The sequence below is a fragment of the Stenotrophomonas sp. SKA14 genome (genome assembly GCF_000158575.1).
Lineage (GTDB): Bacteria > Pseudomonadota > Gammaproteobacteria > Xanthomonadales > Xanthomonadaceae > Stenotrophomonas > Stenotrophomonas forensis.
In genome coordinates, this window is the sequence record NZ_DS999412.1 from 3,682,865 (window position 1) to 3,706,911 (window position 24,047).

The 24,047-nt window shown below is 64.7% G+C and carries 22 protein-coding genes and 3 tRNA genes; 6 read left to right on the plus strand and 19 right to left on the minus strand.

The features are described 5' to 3' along the window. From SSKA14_RS24205 to SSKA14_RS16670, 3 genes are all read right to left on the minus strand, one after another. Nucleotides 1-905: ComEC/Rec2 family competence protein (locus SSKA14_RS24205; RefSeq protein ID WP_232281437.1), on the minus strand; the 905-nt coding region annotated here is incomplete at its 3' end. Nucleotides 906-964: 59 nt separating this feature from the next. After that, complete coding sequence (locus tag SSKA14_RS16665) at nucleotides 965-2,308, minus strand: HAMP domain-containing sensor histidine kinase (RefSeq protein ID WP_008267420.1); 1,344 nt, start codon at nucleotides 2,306-2,308, stop codon at nucleotides 965-967. Nucleotide 2,309: 1 nt separating this feature from the next. After that, the gene (locus SSKA14_RS16670) at nucleotides 2,310-2,981 is read right to left on the minus strand and encodes a response regulator transcription factor (RefSeq protein ID WP_006429911.1); all 672 of its coding nucleotides are present in this window, start codon (nucleotides 2,979-2,981) and stop codon (nucleotides 2,310-2,312) included. A gap of 145 nt (nucleotides 2,982-3,126) precedes the next feature. On the opposite strand from SSKA14_RS16670, the gene SSKA14_RS16675 reads away from it, so the two are divergent. Together SSKA14_RS16675 and SSKA14_RS16680 are read left to right on the plus strand one after the other, a co-directional pair. Further along, nucleotides 3,127-3,894: a MipA/OmpV family protein gene (locus SSKA14_RS16675; protein ID WP_008264774.1), complete on the plus strand. Its 768-nt coding sequence runs from the start codon at nucleotides 3,127-3,129 to the stop codon at nucleotides 3,892-3,894. 31 nt (nucleotides 3,895-3,925) lie between these two features. Continuing rightward, nucleotides 3,926-4,210, plus strand: coding sequence for a hypothetical protein (locus SSKA14_RS16680; protein ID WP_008265603.1), 285 nt, complete (start codon nucleotides 3,926-3,928; stop codon nucleotides 4,208-4,210). A gap of 49 nt (nucleotides 4,211-4,259) precedes the next feature. Here SSKA14_RS16680 and SSKA14_RS24015 read toward each other — a convergent pair whose 3' ends face one another. After that, the gene (locus tag SSKA14_RS24015) at nucleotides 4,260-4,400 is read right to left on the minus strand and encodes a hypothetical protein (protein WP_008268513.1); all 141 of its coding nucleotides are present in this window, start codon (nucleotides 4,398-4,400) and stop codon (nucleotides 4,260-4,262) included. A gap of 162 nt (nucleotides 4,401-4,562) precedes the next feature. On the opposite strand from SSKA14_RS24015, the gene SSKA14_RS16685 reads away from it, so the two are divergent. The 3 genes from SSKA14_RS16685 (at nucleotide 4,563) to SSKA14_RS16695 (ending at nucleotide 5,969) form a co-directional block, all read left to right on the plus strand. Then, the gene (locus tag SSKA14_RS16685) at nucleotides 4,563-5,132 is read left to right on the plus strand and encodes a TlpA disulfide reductase family protein (RefSeq protein ID WP_008266634.1); all 570 of its coding nucleotides are present in this window, start codon (nucleotides 4,563-4,565) and stop codon (nucleotides 5,130-5,132) included. A gap of 100 nt (nucleotides 5,133-5,232) precedes the next feature. Beyond that, nucleotides 5,233-5,421: a hypothetical protein gene (locus SSKA14_RS16690; protein WP_008268658.1), complete on the plus strand. Its 189-nt coding sequence runs from the start codon at nucleotides 5,233-5,235 to the stop codon at nucleotides 5,419-5,421. A 221-nt stretch (nucleotides 5,422-5,642) separates the two neighbouring features. Next, a complete protein-coding gene (locus SSKA14_RS16695; protein ID WP_008267001.1) occupies nucleotides 5,643-5,969 on the plus strand; it encodes a hypothetical protein in 327 nt (108 codons plus the stop codon). A 94-nt stretch (nucleotides 5,970-6,063) separates the two neighbouring features. Here the strand turns inward: SSKA14_RS16695 and SSKA14_RS16700 are convergent. From SSKA14_RS16700 to uvrB, 3 genes are all read right to left on the minus strand, one after another. Next, nucleotides 6,064-6,138, minus strand: a tRNA-Val gene (locus SSKA14_RS16700). A gap of 98 nt (nucleotides 6,139-6,236) precedes the next feature. Then, nucleotides 6,237-6,311: transfer RNA gene (locus SSKA14_RS16705), tRNA-Val, on the minus strand. 106 nt (nucleotides 6,312-6,417) lie between these two features. Next, entirely contained in the window at nucleotides 6,418-8,442 is a 2,025-nt protein-coding gene (uvrB, locus tag SSKA14_RS16710) for an excinuclease ABC subunit UvrB (RefSeq protein WP_008266925.1), read from the minus strand. Nucleotides 8,443-8,570: 128 nt separating this feature from the next. On the opposite strand from uvrB, the gene SSKA14_RS16715 reads away from it, so the two are divergent. Next, nucleotides 8,571-9,107, plus strand: a complete 537-nt coding sequence (locus SSKA14_RS16715) for a GspH/FimT family protein (protein ID WP_269724179.1) — start codon at nucleotides 8,571-8,573, stop codon at nucleotides 9,105-9,107. Nucleotides 9,108-9,155: 48 nt separating this feature from the next. Here SSKA14_RS16715 and SSKA14_RS16720 read toward each other — a convergent pair. The 12 genes from SSKA14_RS16720 to grxD all read right to left on the minus strand — a co-directional run bounded on the left by SSKA14_RS16720 (nucleotide 9,156) and on the right by grxD (nucleotide 23,936). Then, nucleotides 9,156-9,232, minus strand: a tRNA-Asn gene (locus tag SSKA14_RS16720). A gap of 79 nt (nucleotides 9,233-9,311) precedes the next feature. After that, nucleotides 9,312-9,734: a type IV pilin protein gene (locus tag SSKA14_RS16725; RefSeq protein ID WP_040008194.1), complete on the minus strand. Its 423-nt coding sequence runs from the start codon at nucleotides 9,732-9,734 to the stop codon at nucleotides 9,312-9,314. 38 nt (nucleotides 9,735-9,772) lie between these two features. Then, a complete protein-coding gene (locus tag SSKA14_RS16730; protein WP_008267181.1) occupies nucleotides 9,773-13,525 on the minus strand; it encodes a PilC/PilY family type IV pilus protein in 3,753 nt (1,250 codons plus the stop codon). A gap of 11 nt (nucleotides 13,526-13,536) precedes the next feature. Next, entirely contained in the window at nucleotides 13,537-14,055 is a 519-nt protein-coding gene (locus tag SSKA14_RS16735) for a PilX N-terminal domain-containing pilus assembly protein (protein ID WP_006429636.1), read from the minus strand. Nucleotides 14,056-14,057: 2 nt separating this feature from the next. After that, nucleotides 14,058-15,218, minus strand: a complete 1,161-nt coding sequence (locus SSKA14_RS16740; protein WP_008266297.1) for a PilW family protein — start codon at nucleotides 15,216-15,218, stop codon at nucleotides 14,058-14,060. Nucleotides 15,219-15,220: 2 nt separating this feature from the next. Beyond that, nucleotides 15,221-15,694, minus strand: coding sequence for a type IV pilus modification protein PilV (gene pilV / locus SSKA14_RS16745; protein WP_008267795.1), 474 nt, complete (start codon nucleotides 15,692-15,694; stop codon nucleotides 15,221-15,223). Continuing rightward, on the minus strand, nucleotides 15,691-16,206 hold the full coding sequence (locus tag SSKA14_RS16750) for a GspH/FimT family pseudopilin (RefSeq protein WP_008265299.1): 516 nt from the start codon (nucleotides 16,204-16,206) through the stop codon (nucleotides 15,691-15,693). Before SSKA14_RS16750 ends, pilV begins: the two co-directional genes overlap by 4 nt. A 161-nt stretch (nucleotides 16,207-16,367) precedes the next feature. After that, the gene (gene ppnN / locus SSKA14_RS16755; RefSeq protein WP_006429576.1) at nucleotides 16,368-17,756 is read right to left on the minus strand and encodes a nucleotide 5'-monophosphate nucleosidase PpnN; all 1,389 of its coding nucleotides are present in this window, start codon (nucleotides 17,754-17,756) and stop codon (nucleotides 16,368-16,370) included. 728 nt (nucleotides 17,757-18,484) lie between these two features. Then, the gene (locus SSKA14_RS16760) at nucleotides 18,485-19,273 is read right to left on the minus strand and encodes a Fic family protein (RefSeq protein ID WP_083797389.1); all 789 of its coding nucleotides are present in this window, start codon (nucleotides 19,271-19,273) and stop codon (nucleotides 18,485-18,487) included. A 115-nt stretch (nucleotides 19,274-19,388) separates the two neighbouring features. Next, the gene (locus tag SSKA14_RS16765) at nucleotides 19,389-22,610 is read right to left on the minus strand and encodes a carboxypeptidase regulatory-like domain-containing protein (RefSeq protein ID WP_040008205.1); all 3,222 of its coding nucleotides are present in this window, start codon (nucleotides 22,608-22,610) and stop codon (nucleotides 19,389-19,391) included. 232 nt (nucleotides 22,611-22,842) lie between these two features. Then, on the minus strand, nucleotides 22,843-23,619 hold the full coding sequence (locus SSKA14_RS16770) for an SDR family NAD(P)-dependent oxidoreductase (RefSeq protein WP_008267354.1): 777 nt from the start codon (nucleotides 23,617-23,619) through the stop codon (nucleotides 22,843-22,845). Further along, a complete protein-coding gene (grxD, locus tag SSKA14_RS16775) occupies nucleotides 23,616-23,936 on the minus strand; it encodes a Grx4 family monothiol glutaredoxin (RefSeq protein ID WP_006429513.1) in 321 nt (106 codons plus the stop codon). Before grxD ends, SSKA14_RS16770 begins: the two co-directional genes overlap by 4 nt. Nucleotides 23,937-24,047: the final 111 nt, after the last annotated feature.

The window sequence follows — 24,047 nt, forward strand, 5'->3', positions numbered from 1 at the left end:
GCGGCCAGCGCGGCGCCCCACGCGGCGGCCTGCGGCCGTGGCCGGACCCGCCCCAGCGCTGGCCACAACCACCACGACACGCGGCACAACAGCGCACCGAATCCAGCCACCACGCCCACGTGGAATCCGGAAATGGCGACCAGATGGGTCAGGCCCAGCGCGCGCAGGTGGTCCCAGTCGGCATCGGACACGCCACGGGTGTCGCCCAGCGCCAGCGCCTGTACGAACCGCGCAGCGGGATGCGCCACCTGCGTGGCAATCACGGCGCTGCTGCGTTCACGCCAGGCCTGCAGACCTTGTGCGGGCAGCCGCTCACGTGCGCTTGCCGGATCACGAACCGTGCCATTGCCGGAAATGCCCCGCTGCAATGCTTGCCGCTCGGCATCGAAGCCGCCCGGATTGATCCGTGAACGCGGCGCCCGCAGGCGCAGTGACAATTCCCAATGCGCCCCGGCGCGCACCGCGTGGCGCCCGCCTTCACTGCCGGCGTTTGCAGCCCCGCGCCACGGATCATTCCAGGTGACCTGCAGGCGTGTGCCACGCAGCGATGGCAGCGTCACGGCCTCGTCCACATACAGCATGAAGCGCGTGTAGCCAGGCCCGCTGTGGGGAAGGTCGATCACCCGCCCCTGCACCCGCACATCCTGCGCCAGCGCAGCGGGAGCTATCTGGTGGTGCAGCGCCCAATGCCCGTGCAGCGTCGCCCATGCCAGCCCGAACACGGCCATCGCCCAGCCCCGGCCACGCCAGCGCGCAAGCCAGCCGGCGCCAGCGGCGACCGCCAACGGCGCGCACAGCCACAGCGGCAGCAGCACCGGCAGCTGCATGCAGGCCAACGCGCCCAGCACCAGCCCTGCGGCACTGCCCCCGCCGAACAGGGGTGGGGCGGATCGTTCGGGAACCATCCGTGCAGCCTGCAATCGACCACGACGGCCTGCCTATCGGGCAATGCCCCGCGCGGGTGTCAGCGCCGAACGGTGCCGCGATGGAAATTCACCCGGAAGCTGGCGCCACCGCCGGCCGCTTCGCCGACACTGACCGAGCCGCCGTGGTGCTGCACGATCTCCTTCACCAGATGCAGGCCCAGCCCACTGCCACTGCCGGCCGCGCGCAGCCGATGGAACGGCTCGAAGATCGCCTCGCGGTCATTGACTGGAATACCGGCACCCTGGTCGCTGACCTCCAGCAGGCCACGCTCATCCAGGCGCACGCAGATGGTGCCGCGACCACCACCGTGGACGATGGCGTTGTGCACCAGGTTGGCGATCACCCGCCCCAGCGCCAGGCTGTCGCCGTGGATCCACACCGGCGCGTCCGGCGCATCCACCTCGAAGCCATAGCCCGCCCCTACCACCAGTGGCGCCAGCTCGGCAGCGGCTTCGCGCACCAGCAGCGCCAGGTCCAGCCGTTGCAGCGCACCGACATTGCGGTCAAGCCGCTGCAGGTCGAGCAGATGCTCGGCCACGTTGCCAAGGCGGGCAACGTCGGTGAGCAGCTGCGACTTGAGTTCGCCCTGCGGCAGCTGTGACAGGCGCGCCTGCACCACCGCGATCGGCACGCGCAGCTCGTGCGCGGCATCGGCGAGGAACTTGTCGCGCGCCGCGTAGCCCTGCTGCACCTTGTCGATCGCATCGTTGAACGCTTCCACCAGCGGCGCAACCTCGGTCGACACCAGCTGCGCGTCCAGCCGCGCGCCCGGCTGGCCGATATCCAGCTCCTTGGCCTGCTGCGCGGAACGCCGCACACCGCGCATCGCGCGGTGGATCACCGTCGGCATCACCAGCAGCGTGACCACGATCAGCGGCAGGAAGAACCACAGGCCGATCAGGCGCAACACCATCAGTGCGCCATCCAGCAGCCCGCCCTTCGGTGCGCCACCCACCATCACCGTGATGCGTCGGCCATCCTCGTTGCGGATCATGACCCTGGCCACATCCAGGTAGGGCGGCACCAGCGAACCGAGTTCGGTGGCACCCAGCGTCGGCAACCGCGCCAGCAACGGCGCGTGGATGGCCGGAATCGTGCCGCGTTCCAGCCAGATGCCCTTGTCATCGACCGCCGCGAACCAGAGATTGCCTCCCGCATCCGCGTCCAGCCTGCGCCAGCGCGCTTCATCCAGCACCAACCGGCCGCCCTCACTGTGCACGGCCTTGGCCACCGCCTCGGCCATGAACATGTCCATGCCCCAGGAGTCCTTGTCACCCCAGGTCAGGATCAACGCAACCACCGCGAACAGCACGGTGAATGCCTGCGCCAGGAACAGGCGCCAGGCCAGGCCGAGCGTGATGGAACGGATCGGGCGTGCCATCTCAGGCCTCCGCCAGCAGGTAGCCGACGCCGCGGATCACGTGGATCTCCACGCCCGCCCCGGCCTGTTGAAGCGCCTTGCGCAGCTTGGAGATATGCGCGTCCAGCGCATTGGACTGGATCTCATCATCGAAGCCGTATACCGCCGCTTCCAGCGCACTGCGGGTAACCGTGCGCCCCTGCCGCATCGCCAGCGCCTGCAGCACCAGCACCTGCCGGCGCGGCAGCGGCAGCGGCTGGCCCTCCACTTGAGCCTGCAGCGATTCGAAGTCGAATTCGAGCCGTCCCAGACGCAGGCTCGGTGTCACCATCGCAGAGGGCCGCCGCGACACCGCGCGGATGCGCGCCATCAGTTCCTCGATCGCCACCGGCTTGACCAGGTAGTCATCGGCACCGACATCCAGCCCTTCGACCTTGTCCGACAACGTGCCCTTGGCCGTCAGCATGATCACCGCCAGGTTCGGGCGCAGTGACCGCGCAGTGGCGACAAAACCGGCGCCGTCACCATCGGGAAGCTGGCGGTCGAGCAGCATCAACTGGTGCACCGGATCGCGCAGCGCGATGGCCGCTTCGGCCAGGCTGCCGACCACATCGGCCACCACGCCCTGCCGCTCCAGGCCCGATTGCAGGGCACGGGACAGATCAGGATCGTCTTCGACCAGAAGGATGCGCATCAGGGACTCGGCTGCCGGAAACGGTGCCGATCATAGTGCCTGGCGCCTGCTTTGGGCGTCATTGCGTGCCGATTGTCCAGGCGCAATGTTCTGACAATGTTGGGCCCGCACCATGCGCAGCCATCCCCCGCAAAGTGGCTGATCGATGTCGTCGCTGTCCCCGACCCTGCTTCGCCCCCTGCTGTTCTCCGCTGCCATCGGCCTGCCGTTGATCACGCATGCAGCCGACCGCAGCCCGGGCGTGCAGGCCGGCATCACCGCAGGTGCGACGTCCGGCGCGTATGCGCACTACGACGTCAAGCCACTGGTCGTACCGGCGATTTCCTGGCAGGGCCAGCGCTTCTTCGCCAGCCCCGGCTCGCTGGGCATGTACCTGTACAAGGGCCAGGGCCTGCGGCTGTCGGCAGCACTCACGCCCTACACGCTGCGCTTCAAGACCGACGACGTGAATGATCCGCAGCTGCGCCGCCTGCACAGCCGGCAGATGTCGGCCATGGCAGGAATCAACGGTGAATACAGCGCCGACTGGGGCATTGTCGAGGCCGGCGTGATGCGTGAGATCACCGGGCATGGCGGTGGATTCGAATCGCGCCTGCATTACAGCTATCCGATCCAGGCCGGCCGCTTCACCTGGGTGCCGCGGGTGGGCGTGGTGCACTCCAGCGCACGCCTGCTGGAGTACTACTACGGCATCAGCGACGAGGAAGCACTGCGCTCGGGCCTGTCGGCCTACCGCCCAGGCAGCACGACATCACCGAGCCTGCAGATCGCGGTAAGCACGCCGCTGGGCACCAAGTGGCGTGCGACAGGCGTGGTCGCCAACCAGTGGTTCGGCGATGCGGTGAAGGACAGCCCGATGGCACGACGTGGTACACAGACGTCGGCCTTCGTTTCCCTGATGCGCTCGTTCTGATCGAGCGCCTGCTACGGACAAGGACCCCCCCATGGCCTCCGTCTCCCCTGCTGCTGAAGCGCACGCGATCCTGCGTGCTCCCGACCTGGAAAGCGCCGAGCGCGCCTACCTGGGCCTGATGCCCGACCTGGAACACGTGAACGCGCTGGCGCGGCGCGCGCTGGGACTTTCGCGCGTTGCCGATGCGGCGCGCGGCTACGCGCTGTCGATGACCCTGGTCGGGCTGCGCCTGCAGGAGCTGGAAATGGGTGAGGCCATCGCGAAGGAACAGCGCCAGGCGAGCCTGCGCAGCCTGCGCCAGGCCTTCAACGCCTGAGCGGGCCGCAACGGCGCCTGCAGCCGGTGCTGCAGCGCCGCGCAAGGACTCAGCGGAAGGTGGTCCAGGCCAGGACTGCAGCCAGCAGGGCCACCCAGACCACCGCCTTGAACGTGCCCTCCAGCATGTTGCCGCCAAACAGCAGTTCAAGAACTGGATTGGGCCGGGACACCGGGACATGATCGCTCATCGGGAAATCCTTCTGGTAATGGGAGGAAGGCAGGCGCGCATGCCTGCGCGGGTGCCACTCTAGTACAGGCACGACACCCGTGCGCGCGTGGCGAACATTGGCTTAACAACCTGTGCGCCAGTTCCGGTATGTTCGGCCCAACGCTGCGTTCAAGGATGATCGATGATCAAGCGCGTCCTGTTCCCCATTGTGGCCCTGCTGCTGTCTGCGCTGATCGTCGCGCTGGGATGGCAGAACCGCCAGCTGCGGCAGATCAACCAACAGATGGCCTCGCAGCTGCAGGCGATGCGGCTTGAAGCGCACGGCCTGGCACGCGGCAGCGTTCCCGCCCCGCTTGCGCTGAAGACCACGCAGCAGGCCCGTGTGCAGCTGGGCGGCCCGCGCGCTGCGCCGCAGATCCTCTACTTCTTTTCCACGACCTGCCGCTACTGCCTGGCCTCGATGCCACATGTGCGGAAGATCGCCGCTGCACGGGGTGCCAGCGAACTGATCGGCGTGGGACTTCCTCCCTACGATGAACTGGCCGACTACGCCGGCGCGCACGATCTGCGCTTCCCGGTCGCCATCGACAGCGAAGGCGATGCATCGAAGCGCTATCGCGCAACGGTCACCCCGATGCTGATCGTGCTGGGCAGCGATGGTGGCGTGGCCTACAAGCATGTGGGCCAGCTTGATGAGCAGGTCGTACAGGCCGCCATGACGTCGTTGGCGCCGGACCTCGCCCTGCCCTGACCAGACAGACACCAGCACCTCGACATTACTCCCGCGCCACCACTGGCACTCACGTGCCTTCGGCAACTGCAACACCACAACGCCAACCAAGGAGATACACATGATCGGAAAGAAAGTCCTTTCGTCCGTCGCCGGTATCGTCGTTGTCGCCGCCATGGCCTTCGGCGCCGCCCAGGCCTTCGCCGTCGCGCCCAAGACCGGCTACGCGCCGGGCTGCGAACCGCACCCGAGCTGTCCGTTCGGAAATTCCGGCAAGCCCGGTCAGGTACTGTGCTGTGATCCGTTGTAATCCCATCCGTTCCGAAGCCCGGGTTCTCTGACCCGTTGCCACCGCCGCGACGCTGTTCCGGCTCCGCGGCGGTGGCAGGGCCAGGGGGTACTGGCCACCCCGCCCCGGATTCATCCTCCCCGGACCCGCTTGACGCACGCTTTACCGGCTTTCGTCGCATACCGGTTTCACCGGGCAGGAGGCAGTGCCACGCTGGACTCCCTTCTCCGGAGCACCGTGCCATGCCGATGCTTGCCCTGCTGCTGTTGTGCGCTGGATTGTTCGGCCGCGACGCCGACGCCGACGCCGGGGACACCTCACTACGCCGCCAGATCCTGCAGGCCGACGCCGAACACGCAGGCGCGCCGGCGGCACGCGATCCGGCGACCCTGCAGCTGTACCGGCTGCGCCAGGACCGCGTTCTGCGCGTGGGCTACCAGCCTCTGGCCGCAGACGGCCAGCAGCAACGGTCCAGGTCGGCGCGCTACGCGCAGGTCTGGGAACGCGTCGAGGGCCACTGGAAGCTGCAGCGCATGATCAGCCTCGATGAATGGGTCGCCCAGCGTTGATACGCAGCGAGGCAACCATCACACATGAAAAAAGCCGGCCCAAGGCCGGCTTTCATCGTGATCCACCGCTGCACCGGTCATGCCGGGAGCCAGGTGGTGGGCGGTACAGGGTTCGAACCTGTGACCCCTACCATGTCAAGGTAGTGCTCTACCGCTGAGCTAACCGCCCATCTTGTTCTTGCCGCCCGAAAGCTGGCCTTGCTACGTAAAAACCCGGCGCCAGGGCCGGGCTTTGCAGTTCACGACAGCCCCTTTGCAGGGACTTCGTGGTGGGCGGTACAGGGTTCGAACCTGTGACCCCTACCATGTCAAGGTAGTGCTCTACCGCTGAGCTAACCGCCCGTTTTGCTTCTGCATTTCCGCGATTGCGTCGGTGCAGGCCGCGTATATTACGGATGCCGGCCGTGAAGCGCAACACTTTTGTGAAGATGCGGCTGCGCCGCCGCGTTCAGCCCAGGCTGGCTTCCTTCAGCTGCCGGATCTGGTCGCGCACGCGTGCCGCATCCTCGAACTCCAGGTCCTTGGCATGCTGGTACATCTGCTGTTCCAGCGCCTTGAGCCGGGTGGCCAGCTGGGCCGGGCTGAGCGACCGGTAGTCGGCCCCTTCCTCTGCCACGCCTGCCCGGCTCTTGCCCTTGCCCTTCTTGGCTTCCTTCTCCGCTGCGTCGGACCGGGCGCCTTCCAGAACGTCGACAATCGGCCGCGCCACCGAGCGCGGCACGATGCCGTGCTCCTCGTTGTACTCGACCTGCTTGGCGCGGCGGCGGTCGGTCTCGTCGATCGCCGCCTGCATCGACCGGGTGATCTTGTCGGCATAGAGGATCGCCTTGCCGCGCACGTTGCGCGCCGCACGGCCGATGGTCTGGATCAACGAACCCGTCGAGCGCAGGAAGCCCTCCTTGTCGGCATCGAGGATCGCCACCAGCGACACCTCGGGCATGTCCAGGCCTTCGCGCAGCAGGTTGATGCCAACCAGCACGTCGAACTTGCCCAGGCGCAGGTCGCGGATGATCTCCACGCGCTCGACCGTGTCCACGTCCGAATGCAGGTAGCGCACGCGGATGCCGTGCTCGGTGAGGTATTCGGTGAGGTTCTCCGCCATGCGCTTGGTCAGCGTAGTGACCAGCACGCGGTCGCCGGCCTTGATGCGCTCGTTGGCCTCGCTCATCAGGTCGTCGACCTGGGTGCCGACTGGACGGATCTCCACTACCGGATCGATCAGGCCGGTCGGGCGCACCACCAGCTCGGTGATCTCGTCACCCGCCTCACGATATTCATAGGGGCCGGGCGTAGCCGACACGTAGATCGCACGTGGGCAGCGCTCTTCCCACTCTTCGAAGCGCAGCGGACGATTGTCCAGCGCCGATGGCAGTCGGAAGCCGAACTCGACCAGGGTCTCCTTGCGCGAGCGGTCGCCCTTGAACATCGCGCCGATCTGCGGAATGGTCACGTGCGATTCGTCGATCACCAGCAGTGCGTCGGGCGGCAAGTAGTCGAACAGGGTCGGCGGCGGCTCGCCGGCATTCTTGCCGGTGAGGTGACGCGAGTAGTTCTCGATGCCGTTGCAGAAGCCGACCTCGGCCATCATTTCCAGGTCGAACTGGGTACGCTGGGCCAGGCGTTGGGCCTCGACCAGCTTGTTTTCCGCGTACAGCTGCTCCAACCGCTCCTTCAGCTCGACCTTGATGGTGTCCACCGCCGCCAGCACACGCTCGCGGGTGGTCGCGTAGTGGGTCTTCGGGTACACGGTGAAGCGCTGCATGTTGCGCAGCGTCTCGCCGGTGAGCGGGTCGAACAGGGTGATCTTCTCGACCTCGCCATCGAACAGCTCCAGGCGCAGCGCCTCGCTGTCCGACTCGGCCGGGAACACATCGATCACTTCGCCGCGCACGCGGAACGTACCGCGCTGCAGTTCGTACTCGTTGCGCGTGTACTGCAGCTGGGTCAGGTGATTGATCAGGTCGCGCTGGTCGATGCGCTCGCCCTTGGACAGGATCAGGCGCAGCGACAGGTAATCCTCGGGCGCACCCAGGCCATAGATCGCCGATACGGTCGCCACCACGATCGCATCCGGGCGCGACAGCAGGGTCTTGGTCGCGGCCAGGCGCATCTGCTCGATGTGCTCGTTGATCGAACTGTCCTTCTCGATGAAGGTGTCCGACGACGGCACATAGGCTTCCGGCTGGTAGTAATCGTAGTAGCTGACGAAGTACTCCACCGCGTTGTGCGGGAAGAACGCCTTGAACTCGCCATACAGCTGCGCCGCCAACGTCTTGTTCGGCGCCATGATCAGCGTCGGCTTCTGCACGTTCTGGATGACGTTGGCGATGGTGTAGGTCTTGCCCGAGCCGGTGACGCCCAGCAGGGTCTGCTTGGCGATGCCCGCTTCGAAGTTGCTGGTCAGCTTCGCGATGGCATCGGGCTGGTCGCCCGCCGGCGAATACGGCGAGACGAGTTCAAAACGGTCGCTCATGGTGTTGCCAGTTCCCGGGAAGGGTGAGTATACGGGGCCAGGAGTGACGGCCGGCTGAGGGGTTTCCGGGCAGCCGAGCGCGGCGCTACCTGATGGCGCAGTCCCTGCGAGGCAGCGAGGCTGGATGCATGCGCCTCCTTCCTGCTTCCAACCCCGACACACAGCACGGCATGCATCTGCTCGAACTGCTGGTGGTGGTGGCGGTCCTTGCTGTCCTGCTGGCAGCCGGCTGGCCCGCGCTGCGGGAACTGATGCTGCATCAACGCGCGGAATCCACCCGCCTCAGCCTGCAGTCTTGTCTGGCCACGGCGCGTTACCAGGCCATCATGCGCAGTGCGCTGATCGGCCTGTGCGCAAGCCCCGATGGGCACCACTGCGGCGACGATTGGAGCCAGGGCTGGATCGTGTACAGGACCGACGGCCGGCGACAGCCCCCCTCCTCCGTCGAGTCCATCCTGCTGCACCAGTCCGGCCTGTCCAGCGTCAGGATCAGCGCCGCCAGCAGCAGCGGCCGGCCGCAGATCTACTTCCAGCCGGATGGCCGCAGCCCCGGTGCGAACCTGACGCTGCGCATCTGCGCGGACGACCGGGAGCGCGCCCGGGTCATCGTCGGCAACAGCGGCAGAATCCGCTCGACCCGCAGCCAGGACGGCCCACCCTGCTGACAACAAAAAAGGCCTGCGGATAACCGCAAGCCTTTGATGCGTAATGCTTGGCGCCCGAAGTTGGACTCGAACCAACGACCCCCTGATTAACAGTCAAGTGCTCTAACCGGCTGAGCTATTCGGGCGGGGAGGCGCATTGTAATCACCTCGAACAGAGAGTGCAACACTCTTTCACGCAGCCCTGCAGGCAGCTTCCTGCTCGCGTCACCAGCAGTCGGACAGTGTTGCCTGCGACGTCTTCACGTTGGCCTGGTTGAGCGTCAGGTCGCCACATTTGTCCTTGGTCTGCGCATTGGCCGCCGCTGCAGTGAACGTGAACGTCGACTGCCCGGTCTCCATGGACAGGGTGTAGGCCGCGGTGCCGCCCTCGCGTGGCGAGTTGATGGACTCAGCTCCGCCGGGGAAGGTGAAGCCCACATAGGTGTTGTTGATGGTGTGGTAGCGCTCGGCCAGCTGCGCGTACTCCACCAGATCGGCCTTGGCCTGCGCACGCCGCGACTTGAGCACATGCGCGCTGTAGTTCGGATAGGCGATCGCAGCAAGGATCGCCACGACCGCCACCACGATCATCAGTTCGATCAGGCTGAAACCGCGGGCCAGGCGGCCCGCCATGAACGGTGTGCGCATTGCGGTGGCTCCTGGTGCCGGCGAAGAAGGAACGTCGATCACTGGATCTGCCTCCACGACTGGCGACCGCAGGGGTACGGCAGGTACATCGGATCCGCGCCAGCCACCGAAATCTGCATCACGCAGGCATCGCCCGGAGGTTTCGGCGGCGGACTGCCAGGCTTGCCCGCGTCCGGCGGCGCCAGCCGTGGCACCACCGAGGTGGTGACATCGCGTACCGGCGCGTTGCCGCCGGTATTCAGCGCGACACCCGCCGTCCCTGCGCCCTGCGATTTTCCGTCCGGTGCACCAAAGCGCACCTGCGACATCGATGCCTCGCCACTGCTGGCCTGGAGGCCGAACAGCCAGTTCGAGCCATCCACCGAACAGCCCTGGGCCTCGGAAGGAATATAGGTCGGGAAGAACACCACGCCGGAGACGATGCGCGGATTGCCCACGGCCCGCTCCTTGTTGGCGAGCGTCACTGTCCAGCCACGACTGACCGTGGGAATGCTGCCTGCACTCAGCGTGCGCAGGTTGTCACTGATGCCGGCCGCATACGAACGCAGGTTGGCCGAAGTCAGTGTCGCGGTCGACAGGCCGGCCTCGGTGTCGTTGATGCCGTACAGCGCCTGCAGCGCCGAATCGTTCTCGTCGCCGTAGTAGGAGAAGCTGCCGGTGCCGAAGATCAGCATCACACCGCCGGACGGCCCCGTGGTCACGGTCATGCCGCCGGTGATCGGCTGACGATAGGTCAGGCGATCACTCGCATCGACATGCGTATCGGTGGTGAACAACGGCACCGTCGGTGCAGCATCGTTACGCAGGTCGAACTTCCAGACCGCGCCGCGCTTGTCGGCCGCATAGACAGTATCTGCCAGGCCATCGCGCACCTGTTCGTTCTGCCCCGCTCCACCCCAGCGATCGACCACGACGATGTTGCCCAGCCCATTGCTGCCGGCCGGCAGGTTGGTGCCGGACTCGACGGCTTCGATCATGCGGATGGTCGGCGTACTGCCGGCCACCATGTCGACCACGAACAGGACCGCCTTGCCGCTGCTGCTTTCATAACCATTGCCGAAGATCGCGCGGAAACTCACCGAACCGTCTGCGTTCTTCATCGGCACGATCACCGGCTTGCCCAGCACATGGCCGATGTTGGCCCGAACTTCGCTGTCCAGCGCCGAGTTCAGATCGCTGATCTCCCACAGCAGCGAACCGGTTCCCCCGAAGCTGCCTGGATCGGACACATCCAGTGCGAACACGCTGCGCCCGCCCGCACCTGCAGTACCCACCAGCGAGGTGGTCCAGCCATTGCTGCCGTAGGTGTCGCTGACCGTTATCGGGCCATCGACGTAGTAGCGATGCTGGAAGCGCTGGGTGTTTTCATTGGTCGGATCGTAGGGCAGCAGCAGATTGCCCATATGGCCCAGCGCGGTGGACGGAATGTAGGCGAACAGTTCCTTGCCGCCGTCACTGTCCATTTCCCCGGTCGCGCCCATGCCGCCATCGAAGGCATGCAGCATGCCGTCATTGGCACCGGCATAGACCATGTAACGACGATCATCCCGCTTGGTGGTCATGTACTCGGCGTAGCTGCTGCCGATCGCACCCGGCAGACGGCGGAAACCGTAGTCGTCCAGGGGCGAACTCAGCACCGGCGTGGAGGTGATGATGTCGCCCAGCACGGTGGTGCGGTCACGCAGCTTGCCGCCATTGCGCTTCTCGTTGCCGGTAGCACCCCGCAGATAGGCCACCGCCGTTGCCGAGTCGGTGGCCAGCGTGGTGATCTCCGATTCAGAGCAGATCTTCATGCCCGGATACAGCGAGCCCGACTTGTCGCACAGATTGGCCAGGCTGACGTTGCCACTGGAGAAGTCCACCAGCGCGCCGTTGCGCCAGAAACGGATGCGGCGTGAATCGGCCGCCGGCATCTGCGCGGAGGCTTCCCAGGCCTCCTCCGAAATGACCTTGCGGGTGGATTCTTCCACCTTCAGCTTGAAGGCGTGCAGTTTGCCGTACCAGTCGGTGCCGTTGTTGGTCGCTTCGTAGAACGGCTCCACCGACAACGAGCCTACGCCGATGCGCGCGCCGGTCAGCGAACGCGAGCCGGACGGCGTGGCGCCCTGGGCGACGTTGCTGATGATGCGGCGCATTGCAGCGGTGATATCGCCCGGACGCGTGGCATTGACCATTTCGCCGCGGGTGTCATACACCGCGTTCCACAACTCATCGACCGCTTCCGGCTTGAGATCCTGCGTCGACGTGGGGAAGTTCGGCTTGTTCACATAGGGATTGGGGCTGAGTACCCACGGCCGTTTGGGATCCGGCAGGTACTTGACGCCGAACTCCTTGCCCAGCGTACCCAGGGTCACGCCGTAGAAATTCATGTGCAGGTGCGTCTTGCAGTCCAGCGCCGGGTCCGGATTGGCCCCCTTGCACTCGGAAGGCACTGGCACGGAATTGGTCTCCTTGGTATCCACCAGCGACTTTTCGTAGTACGGCGCCACCAGGTCCTTCATCAACGTCCTGTTGCCGGTTTCGTTGATGTAGCCGTCGGTGAACAGCATGCCGGCATTCTTCTGGCACGACAGCAGCACCGGTGCTTTCGCGTCGGTACGCTTGAACTGCTGGCCCAGGTAATCGGCGGCCGATCGATTGGGCGTACTGCTGCTGGCACGCATGTCCTTCATGATGTCAGCGAGAAGCGTCGACTTCTCATCATCATTGGTCATGTTGTACATCGTGACGTTGCGCCGGTTGTTGATGCGGAACCAGCCAACTCGCAGGTTGGTCTGGTCATGCAGCGCAGTGGTGGCTGCACCGATCAGCGATTCACGACGCGTCCGATACAGGCTGAACCAGCGGGCAAAGTTGCCCATGGCCTCGTTGTACTTGGCCGTGTTCTTGCCGAAATTGTCGAGCTTGATCTCGTACTTGTACAAGGTACCCGGGCGACCGCCCACAGGATTGGTCACCGCCACCGGTGACGCGGTATAGCCATACCCCGCTGGCAACGTTGTCCGATCCGCCAGATAGAACGTGGCCGGGAAGAACACCATGGCCGCACTGCAGTTCGAGGTAAGGGTCACAGCCTTGGAACCGACTACGCTGAAACTGCCGTCGTACGTGCTGTTGTTGCGGTTCAGATCACTACAGCGGTCGCGCTCAATACGCGTGCCCGACGGCAATACCATGCCGCTGTAGAACTGGAATCGCCAGGCCAGGTTGCTGCCATTGACCACGATGGCAGTGCTCGTCGAATCGACGGTCAGGTTCAGCGCACCCGTCTTCAGAGAGAAGGCCCCACTCGGCCGAGGGTCCAGCGGCGCACTCTTGGGATCGATACCCAGCTTCGGGAAGTCGGCATTGGGCTCCGGAAGACCCGTCTTCCAGTACGAGTATGTTTCGCGTGGATCGAAGTAGGAAGCGTTGACGTCCGGAGAACGCACGAAACCGTAGGCATCCAGCGGCGGAAGTGCCAGATTGGAGTCCCGACCGTAGCTTGGAAACACATAGTGGTACAACAGCCCACCATCAACGTAGCCGTTGGCCTCGCTGCCCGTGTAGAAGCTCTTCCCGCCCCAGCGGTAAACGCCGTCGCGGGTATTGTTCAGCACTTCCCAAAGCATCGAACCGGAATCATCCAGCGCCATCAGGAACGCCGGGGCCGTCTGCACCTGGATGTTCAGCGGCGCCTGCGCCAGCGTGCCCTGGGCCTGGGCGGCCATCAGGCTGTAGATGAAATAGCCTCCCCCCAGCGCCAGTGCGGCGCCGCCTGCGGCCATGAAGCGGAATTTGCGCGAAGCCATGGCCTGCGTCCTCAGAGTTTGAATACGGTATCGATCACCACCGACGACGAGCTCGCATCGGCATCGTCGGTAGCGAACCCGGTGATCTGGTAGATCGGTGTGGTGTCATCCAGCGGCCGGCCCATGTCCAGCGACGATTCGCCGACCACGCAGCTGTCGATCTGCCGCACGTTGACGGCCGGCGCCGTCTCGTCGCGCCGGTCCTCCGCCCAACTGGCCGGATCGAAACCGTCATCGCAGACACGCGATACATCCCCCGCCTGCAGCAGGCTGCCCTCGCTCACGCTTTCGCGATTGGTGATCTGCTCGACCGAACGCTCGGCCGCCCGCACCACGCCTTCCGAATTCTGGAAAGCGCGGTTGGCCGCCCGGTAGTTGGCCGCCATCTTCTCCTGCATGCCGGCCACCTGCATGCCGGCGATTCCGAGCAGCGCCAGCAGGATGAGCATCACCAGGGCCACATACAGCACCGCACCGCGCTGCTGGGCGGGAGCGGCGACAGGCCGGAAGGAACGCGGGAAAGGAGTCATGGTCAGTTTCCGAACAGGCGATTGCGCAGCGCAATCGACACTTCATAGCTGGAGCGGTAATGACCGTCGGACTTGTCGCCGTTGGCAAAGCCCACGCCGAGCACAGACAGCGCATTGGCCGAGCGGGTCGAAGACGACGGCGACGGACTGCGTGCCAGCAGCCCCACCTGCACCTGTCCCACGCGCAGCCATTGTGCGGCCCCCTTGGCATCGGCATCGGTGCTGACGCCGTCGGCCGCAGCGAACTGCGTGATGTTGCCGGCTGGTGGCGTGTCCAGGCCGATGTTGGCGGTGTTGTCCAGGCCGTACATCAGCTGCAGGCTTTCGATGCCCTCCACCAGTTCTTCGTTGACCGAGTAGGCGCCGTCACTGTTGGCGCGTGCGCGGCGCAGGCCCGGCTGCTTCGTCTCCGGATTGATGCCCACGTAATAAACCATCGACTCGGCGCGATAGAGCATCGTCTGCCCGGTGGGCTGCGCGGCATAGCGCGACAGGTCGAGCGAAGCGGCGGTGACCCGTGCGGCGCTCAACGTGCCCGCGAACACATCCGCGTGGCCGCAGTCGGCGATGCCGAACAGGGTCGGATCGCCCACGCCACCGCCGGTCAGGCGGGCGACGCGGGTGCTGTCCATGTCCAGCAGCGCGTTGCCGCCGTCCGCGGAAATGGCCGTGACCGGCACGCCTTCCGGCGCGAAAAAGCGCAGGACCAGCACGTCGCTGCCGCCGGCCGGTGCCGGGATGAGCCCTTCGATCGCAGTAGGCAGGCCGGTCGGAGCCGACCAGTCCGCCCCCAGCGTCAGGCTACCGCCTGGCGCCGTCTCAGGCGCATTGAAGCCCTGGATGGACACGCTGAAATCCAGCGGACTGCCATCGCCCGAGGTTGCCCCCAGGTGTGACACCGGGTCGCCCTGGTTCTTCACTACGTGGGCCTGGTCGTTGACGCAGCCCATGTGTCCGGCCATGCGGATGTCGCGCTCCAGGAAATCCAGCGCGAAACGTGCGTTCTCCTGCACGCGGGAGGCGCCCTCGGACAGGCGGGAGGCGGTCTGCGAGGCGATGAACACCTGGACCACGCCCAGCATCAGCACGAGGCTGATCACCAGCGCGACCATCAGCTCAACCAGCGACAGGCCGGTCATGGCGGCACGACGGTTCATGGCCATGCTCACAGCTCCGTATCCAGGGCGAAGGTGGTGGCCTTGTCCGGATGGTCCGGATCCCAGCGCTGGTCGCCCCAGCTGACGGCCACTTTCACCTTCCCGCCGTTGTAGGTGACTTCCGCGCCCGCGTCATCACCCAGGGCCTTCACCACCTGGCATTGCCAGCGCGCGACCTTGGCGGAAATGGCGACGTCGCCGGTGTCGGCACTGCACGCCGTCTCCGCGGTCTTGCTGCCTGCCGCGAACGACGCAGTGGTGTACCACGCCGCCTGGTAGCGGTTGCTGCGCATCTGCTCGGTCAGGTCATAGGCAAGATTGGTGGCCTGGGTGCGGTAGTTGGCACTCTGCACGAAGCGGACGTTCATGGTCTGCAGCAGCGCGAAACCCAGCAGGCCGAACGCCAGCACGATGATGGCGATCAGCACTTCCAGCAGGGTGAAGCCCCCTGCCTGCCGCGCGCGGATGGAGCGGGATTTCATGGGCAGGCTTCCTTGGTGCTGCGGATCTGCCCGGAGGCGTTCACCGTCAATGTGCGCTTGTGCAGCGCGTCCTTGCTGCAGACATCCGGCTCCAGCAGGATCTCCTGATCGGTGCTGGCCCTGCGGCGCCCGCGGCCGTCGAAGGCGATCACCTCCGACGGCCCGCTGACCTTCAGCTTCGGGCTTCCATTGACGAAGCGCAGTACGGTCTCGCCCGACGACATCTCGCCGTCACCGTTGGTATCGGCGAAGGCCAGCATGCCGCCGGACCAGCTGCCGTCGCAGCTGGCGCCATCGCTGCTGCCGCACACGCCGCCGCCGCGGTTGCTGCGGATCGCCTCGCTGCGGGCCAGGCTGAGCAGGCCCAGGATTTCATTGTTGCCCGAGGTCACCCGGCTGGAACGCAGGGTGCCCTGGAAGCTCGGAAACGCGATCGCGGCCAGGATCGCCACCACGGCGATGGTGACCATCAGTTCGATCAACGTGAAGCCGTTTTCCCGGCGCAAAGACATTGGACGCTCCCCAGCGTATTGATGGCCACGATGGGCCATCGTCCTGCCACCAGCAAGCGGCGGCAGGATGAACGGTCAATCCGGGACGACGGGCGTCAAAGGCTTGACGACCCGCCCTTCCCTTTCCGGCCCGGCGCGATCCCCATCGCGCCGGTGCAGGCTCAGGCCAGCACCTGGTAGCAGGGCTGGTATTCGCCGGAGATCTTCATCCGGCGCTGCTCGACGAAGGCGCGCAGCAGCGCGTCCAGGGCCTGCATCATGTCGGTGTCGCCGTGGATCTGGAACGGCCCGAACTGCTCGATGCGGCGCATGCCGTCTTCCTTCACGTTGCCGGCCACGATGCCCGAGAACGCCCGCCGCAGGTCGGCCGCCAGCGCATGCGGCGCACGCCCGTGGTGAAGGTCCAGCGCGGCCATCGCCTCGTGGGTCGGCACGAACGGCTGCTGGTACTCCCACGGAATCTCGATCGACCAGTTGAAGAAGAACGAATCCTTCTGCGCCAGGCGGTGTTCGCGCACGCGCTTGATGCCGTTGGCCATCTTCTTCGCCACCGCCACCGGGTCGCCGATGATGATCTCGTAGCGCTCGGCGGCTTCATCGCCCAGGGTCAGGCGGATGAAGCGGTCGATCTGCTCGAAGTACGGCGCGGCCACGGTCGGGCCGGTCAGGATCAGCGGGAACGGCAGGTCCTTGTTTTCCTCGCGCAGCAGGATGCCGAGCAGGTACAGGATCTCCTCGGCGGTACCGACGCCACCGGCGAACACGATGATGCCGTGGCCGATGCGGACGAAGGCCTCCAGGCGCTTCTCGATGTCCGGCATGATCACCAGGTGGTTGACGATCGGGTTCGGCGACTCGGCGGCGATGATGCCCGGCTCGGTCAGGCCGATGTAACGCGTCACGGTACGGCGCTGCTTGGCGTGGGCAATGGTGGCACCCTTCATCGGGCCCTTCATCGCGCCCGGGCCGCAGCCGGTGCAGATGTCCAGGCCGCGCAGGCCCAGCTCGTAGCCCACCTGCTTGGTGTACAGGTATTCGTCGCGCGAGATCGAGTGGCCGCCCCAGCACACCACCAGGTTCGGATCACCCGGGTTGAGGATGCGGGCGTTGCGCAGCAGGCCGAACACCGCGTTGGTGATGCCTTCGGACGACTCCAGCTCGGCCGCATAGGCCGGGCCCATTTCGATGGCCATGTAGGCCAGGTCGCGCACCACCGCAAACAGCAGTTCAGCGACGCCGCGGATGATCTCGCCATCGACGAAGGCCATCGCCGGCGCGTTGACCAGGTCGATGCGCACGCCGCGATCCTGCTGCGCCACCTGGATGTCGAAATCGGGATACAGATCGCGCGCCGCGCGCGGATCGTCAGAGGCACTGCCGCTGGTCAGCACGGCCAGCGCGCAGCGGCGCAGCAGCTCGTGCATGCCGCCGGCGGAGGCATCGCGCAGGCGCGCCACCTCGGCCCGCGACAGCACATCCAGCCCACCGCGCGGGTAGATCCGTGCGTCCTGCACCGGCAGCGCGCGGGCTGCTTTTTCGTTCGTGGTCATATCCAATTTTTCGCTTCCTTCAAGGTTTCCGACTGTACTGCCGCCCCCTTAAAAAGCAAAACGGCCGGGAAACCCGACCGTTGGATATGTGCCGCCCGTGATCACCTGTCCGGGACCGCTTCGGCGGCAGTGGCGCCGCGCACATTTCTGGATGCTACGCCCATGCAGGGCCGCCTGCAAGGACTTTCGCCTGAACGGAAAACGGCCGGGTTTCCCCGGCCGTTTTCCGCACCGCGTCGATCACACGAGATCAACTATCTGCGGCACTCGAATCCAGGAACCGGATTGGGGGCTATCGGAACAGATGAAGACGGATCCGTGATGGTCCAGGACTCAAAGGCCAACCGCCCATTCAACTCCGCGATTCCGGTGTACATCGCGTGGAACTCTCCGCGCGGACTCTGCTCATAGTAGATAACCCGTGCATAGATCGGATCCGCCAAATATGCAGCCAAGACTGCGGCGTAGCGCTCCTGCACAGGCGAGTCACAGCTCACCACGCCGGCGACGAGCCTATTTGTATCGCCATAGTCTTCCTCTCGGGATGTTTCGCCAGAGCCAGGATAGCCCGGAGTCGGCGGACAGTAGCTAGGGTTGCACCAAGGATCCAGCGCACTAGCCTTCTCGGACACTGCCGTCAGACTCATACCAAATACTACCGAAGCAATAATGACACTCAACTTCATCACGAACCCTCCTTAGTTAAAGTCAGCACTCATCCAATTCAATCAATCAATCAAATGACAACGACTATCGCCGTCGCAAACCCGACCCTCCTTCAGAATCAGAAGCTCAATCAGCCAACGCTCAAATCCACCTGGCTCAGCCAGAAGACGCTGATACATTTCAACCGCAACGGAATGGAAATCATGCAATTCCAACGGAACACCGTCCGCGGCCATTTCAAGCGCATGAACGAAGTTGTCCTGCATAACCTTGATGTAAACCGCAAGGAACGCAAAAAAGTCACATTGAAATTGAATGGAAAACGCGAAGGCAAGCCCTCTCATAAGGCGCCCGTTTCCATCCTCAAATGGGTGAAGGATGTCGATAGCAAGCAGGAGTGCATAAAGGCGCGAAACGGTTTCCATCCCCGCCATCGATCTACACAGCTTCGAGAGGTGCGACTGAACATCTATCTGCGCCGCAACAAAGCTGTATGGCGCCCCCTCGGGCCCTACCCAAACGCGCCTAACCCTGAAGTCACTGCGAACTACGCTATTTGCGGCAAAACGGGAATGCATCGAAATCAACGAACGCGCATGCAAGTCCTGAACACTGCACTTCCCCGCAGACTTCAGATACTCGCCCGCTCTTTTACATTGATAATGCGCTCCACTGTTCGAGCCACACTCGGGACAGAATCGCATTTGGCACGAGAGTACATTGGCGAACATCTCCCTAAATCGCCGGCCCGAAGATTGACCCGAAGCAACCTCATGCAGCAGGAAGTTACAGCCCTTCAATCCGATGATCGCCGACTCGGACAATCCGTACCTGACCTTCATCTTCACCATCCATGGGCAGTCGCGATTCAGCTATAGCAAAGGAAAAACTACTTGTCTATCGCAACAAAGAAAAACGGCCGGGTTTCCCCGGCCGTTTCCACTTACATCTTCAGGCTCTGACGGATCAGAACTTGTACTTCAGGGTCAGCTGCATCGACCAGCGCGACACCGCGGTGTTGCCCTTGTCGTTGTTGTTTTCCCGAACCTGCGCGTTGTCGGTCGAACCGGTGAACGAGTACACGTACTTGCCGGTGGCCGGATCGATACCCGCGTAGTTGGCAACGCGACGGGTCGAGTAGAAGCCGTAGTCGTCGATCAGGCCCCACTTCTTGTTCAGCAGGTTGCCGACATTCATGATGTCCAGGGCAACTTCACCCTTGTGACCCTTCATGAAGCCCGGGAATTCCTGGCTGATGCGGACGTCGAAGCTGTTCACCCACGAAGCGCGGTGCGAGTTCGCCGGGACCACGCTGCCACGGTAGGCATCCAGATCCGGAGTCTTTGCCAGCCAGTCGAAGAACGCCTTCTCCATCGCGGCGCCGCCGGTGAACAGCACGTCGCCCGGGCCCTTCGGCACGTAGAACAGGTCGTTGGTGGTCGCACCGTCGCCGTTCGCGTCGTTGTAGAAGATGTAGCTGTACGGACGGCCCGAACGGCCTTCGTAGAACAGGCCGACGCGGGTAGCGTTGTCACCGAAGAAGTTGTGCTTCCACTCCAGGGTGCCGGTGATGCGGTCCTTCATCGCGTAACGCGAGTTGTAGGCCACGTTCTCGTTGGCGTTGAAGATCAGCGTGTTGTTCCAGTTCGAGGTGTTCTGCGAGCTGGACAGCGGGCTGACTTCGGACGACTTGGTGTAGGTGTAACCCAGCGACCAGCCCCAGTTCTCGGTCAGCGGCTTGGCCAGCGAGAAGGTGGCCTGGGTACCGTGACCCTTGTCGGTGTTGCGCAGGACCAGCACGTCACCGATGTCGGTCGGACGGTTGAAACGATCAACCGCGTTCTTGGTACCGGTGGAGATGCCGTAGTCCACACCCTTGTCGATACGGGTGTTGGCCGAGTTGCGCCCTGCATCGTTCCAGTAGATCGCACGGCCGTCCTGACCGGTTGCGGTCGGAGCCGACACGTCCAGACGGTCGAAGTAGATACCGTCCTTGACCTTGGTGAACAGCAGTTCGGCCGACGCCACGATGCCGTACCACGGCAGCTCATGGTCGAATGCCAGGTTGGCCTTCCACACCGACGGCAGGCGGGTGCCCGGCGCGATGATGTCGACGTTCTGACGGGCCGAAGCCGGGCCACCGGCCGGGATGTACGGGTTGTTGCCATCCGGGGTGAAGGCACCGGCCGGGATGCTGCGCTCGTCGTACTCGATGTAGTTCAGGCCGGTGTTCTGGTAGGCACCTGCCAGCCACACGTTCGGGGCAGCGCCGCCGAACAGGCCCACGCCGCCGCGCAGCTGGGTCGGGCGCTCGCTGTCGAAGGTGTAGTTGAAGCCAACGCGCGGCTGCACCAGGTTCTTGTCGACCAGCTTGGTGTTGTTGAAGCCGTACAGCTGCTCGATGCGCGGGTTGTACAGGCGCTGGGTGCTGAAGTCAGGCATGTCGATGCGCACGCCGAACATCAGGTTCAGGTTGTAGTTGATCGCCCAGGTGTCCTGCACGAACACGCCGGTGTTCTTCAGGGTGAAGTCGGCCGGGATGTCGCTGCGGCTGCCATCGGCGCGCGGCGCACGCAGCTGGTAACGCGACGCCTTGCCCGCCAGGAAGTCGTTGACGCTGTTGAACTCGTACACGCCGTTGAGGTTGCGGCCGTAGAAGTTCATCAGGTCGTTCTTCGAGTAGTCGAAGCCGAACTTGACGGTGTGGTCACCGATGTACCAGGTACCGGCACCGAAAGCGCTCAGTTCCTTCGACTCGACGATGTTGACGTGGGTGTTCTGCTCGGTACCGACGTACAGCGAGTCATTGCCCGACTTGATGCGGATCTGCGGCATGTCGACCAGCGGAACGCGGTTGGCCGAGTAATCCTTGTGCGAGACCTTGAACTCGGTCGAGAAGTTCTCCGACCAGTCACTGAACAGTTCGCCCATCCAGGTTTCGTATTCGGTCGGCTGCTGGTACCAGAAGTTGCTCAGCGAGATGGCGCTGCTGCTGACCTGCGGGAAGCGAACGACGTTCTGCTCCATCTTGTTGTAGCGCAGGGCCGCACGGTGGTTCTCGTTGATGTTCCAGTCCAGCTTGACCGCGTACTCTTCGATCTCGGTCTTGCTGTTCGGCGCAGACAGGCTGCCCGGGTCATAGCCCAGCTTGCCCAGGAAGTTCTGGACATCGGTGATCTGCTGCTGGGTGATCGTGCCACGGCCGATCGGCGTGTCGCTCAGGGAAACGCCAGCCGCCGCGCGCTCGTACTTTTCATAGTTGGTGAAGAAGAACAGCTTGTCCTTGACGATCGGGCCGCCGAAGGTCATGCCGTAGGTCTTCTCGTCCTTGAAGCCGTTGAAGTCCTGCTTGTCACCTTCCAGGCGCGAACGGACCATGTCCTTGTCGCGGTAGGAACCGTAGATGGTGCCGTGGAATTCATTGGTACCCGACTTGGTGACGGCGTTGATCACCGCACCGGTACCACCGGAAATGGTGGTGTCGTAGTTGGCCAGGTCGATGTTGATTTCCTGGATGGCGTCCATCGACACCGGCTGACGCTCGGTCGGCAGGTTGTTGGAGCCCAGGCCGAACGGATCGGAGGCGCTGATGCCGTCGATGCGGATGGCGTTGTAACGGGTGTTCTGGCCGCCGGCCGAGATCGCGCCGTCAGCCTTGCTGACCTGCGAGATGCGCGGGTCCAGACGGATGTAATCCTGGATGTTGCGGCTGGCCGACGGCAGCGCATCCATCGTTTCACGGGTCACGTTGGTGCCGGTGCCCATCTTGTTGGCACTGAACAGGTCCAGGCCGCCAGCGGTGGCGACGACGTTCACGGCGTCCAGGTTGGTGGCAGCCAGATCACCGCCGAGGTTGGCGTTGACGGTGTTGACCTGGTTCAGGTTCAGGTAGACACCTTCTTCGGTCTTGGTGCCTTCACCGGACTTGGTGATGGTGATGGTGTACGGGCCACCCACGCGCAGGCCGCGCGCATTGTAACGACCCGCCGCATCGGTGGTGGCACGCGAAACGGTGCCCGACTCGGTGTGGGTGATGGTGACTTCAGCGCCGGCGACAGGCTGGCCTGCGGCGGACATCACCTGGCCGCCGACGCCGGCGGAGGTGCTGCTCTGGGCGAAGGCGGGAGCGGCGGCAAGTGCAGCCACGAGACCAAGGGTAAGCTTGGACATCCGGAGTGGGTGGGTCATTTTTCGGTAGCCTCGATGCGAGTTGGCGATGGCGGAAAAAAAGCGCATCCAATCAGCCCTGCGGGTGGCTGGTCGGAGAGTTATCTGGGGTTCCCTACCGCTTGGCTGAAGGCAGCCATAACGGTTAACACTAGATTAACACGCTACGCCATCAATGTGACGGTTGTGAGACAAACGGCACCGGATCGCAACGCAATCGTGACGGGTTCTTCACTCCGCCTTTCCCCGGGACTCACGCGCCGGGGGATGCTCCACTGGCATCGAGAATCTGGCCCCGCCAGGCCTGACCGGCAAGGGACAGCAGGGTCACGGCGGCCGCTGCCGCCTGCTCAGGCCCCTGAGCCGCCGGATCCTGGTCAACCGAATAGGCTCGGGCACGCAGCGCCGTACGCAGCGGCCCCGGGTACAGGCCACTGACCCGCACCGGGCTGCGGCCGAGCTCGTCATGCAGGCTGGTGATCAGGCCCCGCAGGCCATGCTGGGCCACGCCATAGCCGCCCCAGTAGGCCTGCCCGACCCGCTCCGGGGCGTCGACGGCAAACACCAGGGCGGCATCCTCACGTTGCCGCAGCAGCGGCAGGCAGGCCTGGGCCAGCCACGCAGGGGCCGTCAGGGTGACGTGCACCGCGCGGGCGAAACTGGCCGGATCGGCCAGCTCGAACGGGGTCAACCCGGGAAAGTGCGCAGCGCAGACCAGCAGCCCGTCCAGCCGCCCCAGTTCACGCTGAAGCGCCTGGGCCAGCTCGGCATAGTCGTCCGGGCCTGCCCCTTCCATGTCCAACGGGTACAGCAGCGGTTCCGCGCCAACGGCCTGGACCTGGGCGTAGACCCGGTCCAGCCGGCGCGGCTTGCGCCCGAGCAGCACCACCGTGGCCCCGGCCGCCGCGGCCGCCACCGCCGCCGCACTTCCCAACCCACCGCCCGCGCCGGCAACCAGCACCACGCGATCCTGCAACGGGCGGCCATCGAGCGCCCCGTCGGTCGGTGACGTCGATGGCCAGGCATTCATCCCTGGGTCGCCTCTTCGACGATGCGCTTGAGCTCGCCGGATTCGAACAGCTCCAGAACGATGTCGCAGCCGCCGATCAGCTCACCATTGATGAACAGCTGCGGGAAGGTCGGCAGATTGGAGAAGCGCGGCAGGTTGGCGCGGATCTCGGGCTCTTCCAGCACGTTGACAGTGCGCAGGGTGGCAGCGCCGGCCGCCATCAAGGCCTGTACGGCGCGGCTGGAGAAGCCGCACATCGGGTACTGCGGGGTGCCCTTCATGAACAGCACGAGCGGGTAACGATCGACCTCGGCCTGGATTTGCTGCATCACCGCCACAACCACACTCCTTGCTTCGCCGGACAAACCGACCGCGGTGGTCGGCTAGACTGCCCACGGTAGCCGCCATTGTAAGCGGATGGAACCGGCTGCCGCCGCCCCTCTGGCCAC